Here is a 4200-nt window from a genome sequence, read left to right as displayed (position 1 = left end):
GCCCACGACCAGACCGTGGCCGAGGAGACCCGATGACCACCCCCGAGACCATCGTCGTCAGCCGCCCCGCCGCCGGCGTCGCGCTGATCACGCTCAACCGGCCGAAGGCCCTGAACGCGCTGAACAGCCAGGTGATGACCGAGCTGACCGCCGCGGCCGCCGAGCTGGACGGCGACGCCTCGGTCGGCGCGATCGTGCTGACCGGCTCCGCGCGGGCGTTCGCCGCCGGCGCGGACATCAAGGAGATGGCCGACCAGTCGTTCAGCGACGTCTACGGCCGTAACTGGTTCGCCGGCTGGGACGCGCTCACCCGGGTCCGCAAGCCGCTGGTCGCGGCCGTCGCGGGCTACGCCCTGGGCGGCGGCTGCGAGCTGGCGATGATGTGCGACGTCCTGCTGGCCGCCGACACGGCCCGCTTCGGCCAGCCGGAGATCACCCTCGGGGTGATCCCCGGCATGGGGGGCTCGCAGCGGCTCACCCGCGCCATCGGCAAGGCCAAGGCGATGGAACTGTGCCTGACCGGCCGGATGATGGACGCGCAGGAAGCCGACCGCGCCGGCCTCGTCTCCCGCATCGTCCCGGCCGACACCCTGCTGGACGAGGCCATCGCCGTGGCCACGACGATCGCGGGCATGTCCACGCCCGCGGCCATGATGGTCAAGGAGGCGGTCAACCGCGCCTTCGAGACGCCGTTGGCCGAGGGCATCCTGTTCGAGCGGCGCCTGTTCCACTCGACCTTCGCCACCGCCGACCAGAAGGAGGGCATGGCGGCCTTCGTCGAGAAGCGCGCCCCGAAGTTCCGCGACGCCTGACCACCCGCCGAGCCTTCCTCGCCCGCGCCGCAGGCGGGACGACCTCATCCGTGGGAACGCGGCTCAATCCCTGGCGGTCGGCGTGCCCGGGTGCGGGCGAGCAGCCCCGCAACCAGGTCGAGGGCGAGGAAGGCGGCGAGGCTGAGGCCGAGCAGCGGCAGCGCCCAGCCAACGGCGGCGGTCACGGCGACGCCGGCGGCCAGGGCCCACCAGGGCAGGTGACGCCAACCACCGCGGGTCGGGGGCGTGCCCAGCGGCCGGGGCTGGTCAGCACGGGTAAGCCGGCGCTGCCACCACATCCGGTAGCCCCAGATGATCACGCAGAGCAGGCCGATCGCGAGGGCCGCCAGCAGGATCTGGTTGGCCAGGCCGAACAGCGTTCCCATGTGGGCGTTGATCCCCAGGCGGGTCAGCTTGGCCGGTACCGGCCAGTCGGCGTAGTCGACCCGGTCGGTGATCTTCTGGCCGGTGGGGCCGACCGCGACCGCGTCGAAGCGCACCGGCCACTGGTTGTCCTTCTGGGTCACCGTCCACGCGGTGCCCGCCTCGGCGGGCAGACCGATCTCGACCGGCCCGTCCAGGCCGGCGGCGCGGGCAGTCGCGACGACCCGGTCGATCGCGGCCAGGTCGACGGCACCGGTGTTCCCGCCCATACCGTCGTGGTGGTGTCCCGAGCCGGCGGGGGCCTGCGCGACCTCGGTGGACAGTTCGGCGGAGTGGCCGTGCAGCGCGTCGACGAGCTCGCCGAAGTGGCCGCCGGCGTAGCGCGACCAGGTCAACCCGGTCGCGGAGAGAATGAGCAGACCGGCGGTGAGCCACAGGCCGGTGGCGGCATGCCAGCCCCGGGTCCGCCGCACCCCCCGGCGCGCGGACAGGTCCGGCAGCAACGCACGACGCAGGCCCCCGCCCCGGCCCTCCCGGCCGCCACGCAGCCGGCGCAGCCACAGCACCACGCCGCCAAGTACGACGACCCACAGCCAGCTCGCCGCGAGCTCCGAGTAGTGCCGGCCGAACGCGCCGAGATGCAGGTGGCGGTGCAGGTCGTCGAACCAGGTCTGCAACGGCGTCGAACCCCACCAGGTGACCAGGCTGCCCTTGATCGCGCCGGTGTAGGGGTCGACGTAGACGGTGTCCTGCTTGTCGCCGAGCGCGTCGACGAAGAACACCACCCCGGTCGTCCGGTCGTCCTCGCCGGTGAGGATCACCGACCCGGCCGAGCCCTCCGGGTGCGCCGCGATAGCCGCCTGGACCTGCTCCGCCAGCGGCCGCGGCCGGCCACGCCCGTCGGCGAAGAACTCGTCCTCGTACACCAAGCGGTCAAGCTGGGGAGTGAAGACGTACACGAGCCCCGTCACCGCGGCGACGACCAGGAACGGCGCGATCAGAATGCCGGCGTAGAAGTGCAGCCGCAGCAGCAGCGGAGCGATCGAGCGACGCCCGGGGGCCGCACCGGGGGCACCGTCCGCGGCTGCCAACGTCACCTCACCGGCGGCCGACATCCCGCCGGCGCCGGCGGGGTTGGCGTCGGCGGGGTCAGCCGCGGCGCCGGCCGGCTCGGCGACCGACCTGGCCGGCGCGGGCTCCTGTGTCGTGCTCACGAACGATCCTCCAGCGGCATCGGGCGCGGTGCGTCTATCCGGCGCGACCACGCCAGGACGGCACGTCGCTCGTTGGTCGTGGCCACGGCGCCGGAAGTTCCCCGCCCCTGATGTCGGCAAGATCATGACCCCTGCCGGGAACCAGATGCCCGCCGCGGACGACACGCCGATCCGGCCACCTGACCGGACCGGGGAACGCGCCGCCGCAGCGCTCGGGGTCGACGCGCTCGGGACCGGCGGACCCGGTCCGCGTGCCGCCACGGGCAACGGCCACCCACCGGCTGGTCGGGACGCGACTACGCCCGCCGTCGTCCGCCCGCGCCGACCAGGCCGGCGACGGTGGGATCAGGTCCCGCCGGCTCCTTCGTCGAAGCCGGCGCGCGACCAGGTCATGAGGTCGTCGCGGGCGCGCGCGACCCGGGAACGGATCGTGCCGACCGGGCAGCCGCAGACCGCGGCGGCCTCGACGTAGGACAGGCCGATCAGCTGGGTGAGCACGAGCGCCTCCCGCCGGTCGGCGTCCAGCGCGGCCAGCATCAGATTCGTCTCGACGAGATCCTCGAAGCCCACGGCCGGCGACGCCGACGCGTGGGCCCGGTCGGCTGCCGTCTCCCAGTCGGCCCCGTCCGTGGTCCGTGGCCGGCGCATGCCGGCCCGGACGTCGTCGGCCACGGCCCGCCGCGCGACCGCCAGCAGCCACGTCCGCGCCGACGACTGCGCCGAGAACGTCGAAAGGCTCCGCAACGCCCGCAGATAGGTCTCCTGCGTTAGATCATCGGCCGCGGCCGGGCTGGCGAGGTAGGCGACGAAACGCCAGACGTCGCGCTGGGTGGCGCGGACGAACGACTCCAACGCCGCCCGATCCCCGCGCCCGGCGGCTAACGCCCAGGCGGTGACCGTCTCCTCATCCAGGGTCACGGGCCGCTCTCTCCTCGGTTCGGGCCGTGCACGATCACGCGGACCCGGACGCCACAGCAGCCGATGCCGCCCAACGGTAGCCGACCCCACAGCCAGCCCCAGACAGCCGCCTGAGGACCAACAGGCAGGCTGTCACGCCCGCCCACGGTACCCAGGAGTCAGCGACGACGGGGAGGACGATAGGAGATGGTCGGGAACTCGGCGGCCTTCTTCGACGACCGGTGGGGCGATGGACTGCAACCTGTGCCGCGAGGCCCTCTCCGCCAGGATCGACGGCGAAGCCGAACCAGCAGACCCGACCGCCGTCGACCAGCACCTGCACACCTGCGCCGCCTGCCGGCGCTGGCAGGAACACGCCGTCTCCCTGACCCGGTCGCTGCGCCTCGGACCGGCGTTGTCCACCCCCGACTTCACCGCGGCCGTGCTCGGCACCACCGCGCAGGCACCCCGGCCCACGCTCGCCGCCGTCCTACGCCGGTTGCGTCCGCGCCCGAACACCGCTGCGCGAGCGGGCGTCCGCCCCGCCGGGCCCTTCTCGACAGCCCGGCTGGCGCTGCTCGCCGTCGGCTGGCTGCAGATCGGCATCGGCCTGCTCCAGCTCGTCGACAGCCACGGGCTGTCTGGTCACGCCGTCACCGCACATGGCACCAGCGCCGAGCACCTGTCCAACGAGTCCGTCGCCTGGAACTTCGCCGCCGGCGTCGGCATGCTCTGGGCCGCCCTCCAACCCCGCCGCGCCGCCGGCCTGCTCGTCGCCCTCGCCGGCGCAGTCCTCGTCCTCGGCGGCTACTCCGTCTACGACCTCCTCGTCTCCTCGGTCCAGCCCACCCGCGTCGCGACCCACGCCGTCCTCCTCCTCGGCGTCGCGCTCA

General features: G+C 73.8%; 4 protein-coding genes. 2 read left to right on the top strand and 2 right to left on the bottom strand.

Annotated features, from left to right (window positions below; genetic code table 11):
* The first annotated feature begins 32 nt into the window (after window positions 1-32).
* Complete coding sequence (locus tag AC08OV_RS12115; protein ID WP_476614542.1) at window positions 33-812, top strand: enoyl-CoA hydratase; 780 nt, start codon at window positions 33-35, stop codon at window positions 810-812.
* A 44-nt stretch (window positions 813-856) separates the two neighbouring features.
* Here the strand turns inward: AC08OV_RS12115 and AC08OV_RS12110 are convergent, their stop codons facing one another.
* Window positions 857-2410 (bottom strand): PepSY-associated TM helix domain-containing protein, encoded by a 1554-nt coding sequence (locus AC08OV_RS12110; protein ID WP_476619677.1) that lies wholly within the window; start codon window positions 2408-2410, stop codon window positions 857-859.
* A gap of 345 nt (window positions 2411-2755) precedes the next feature.
* On the bottom strand, window positions 2756-3328 hold the full coding sequence (gene sigC / locus AC08OV_RS12105) for an RNA polymerase sigma factor SigC (protein WP_476619676.1): 573 nt from the start codon (window positions 3326-3328) through the stop codon (window positions 2756-2758).
* 229 nt (window positions 3329-3557) lie between these two features.
* On the opposite strand from sigC, the gene AC08OV_RS12100 reads away from it, so the two are divergent.
* Window positions 3558-4200: zf-HC2 domain-containing protein (locus AC08OV_RS12100; RefSeq protein ID WP_476619675.1), on the top strand; the 643-nt coding region annotated here is incomplete at its 3' end.

It is taken from the genome of Frankia sp. CeTa3Moorea, assembly GCF_978021225.1.
This window is presented reverse-complemented; position numbering and strand designations above follow the sequence as displayed.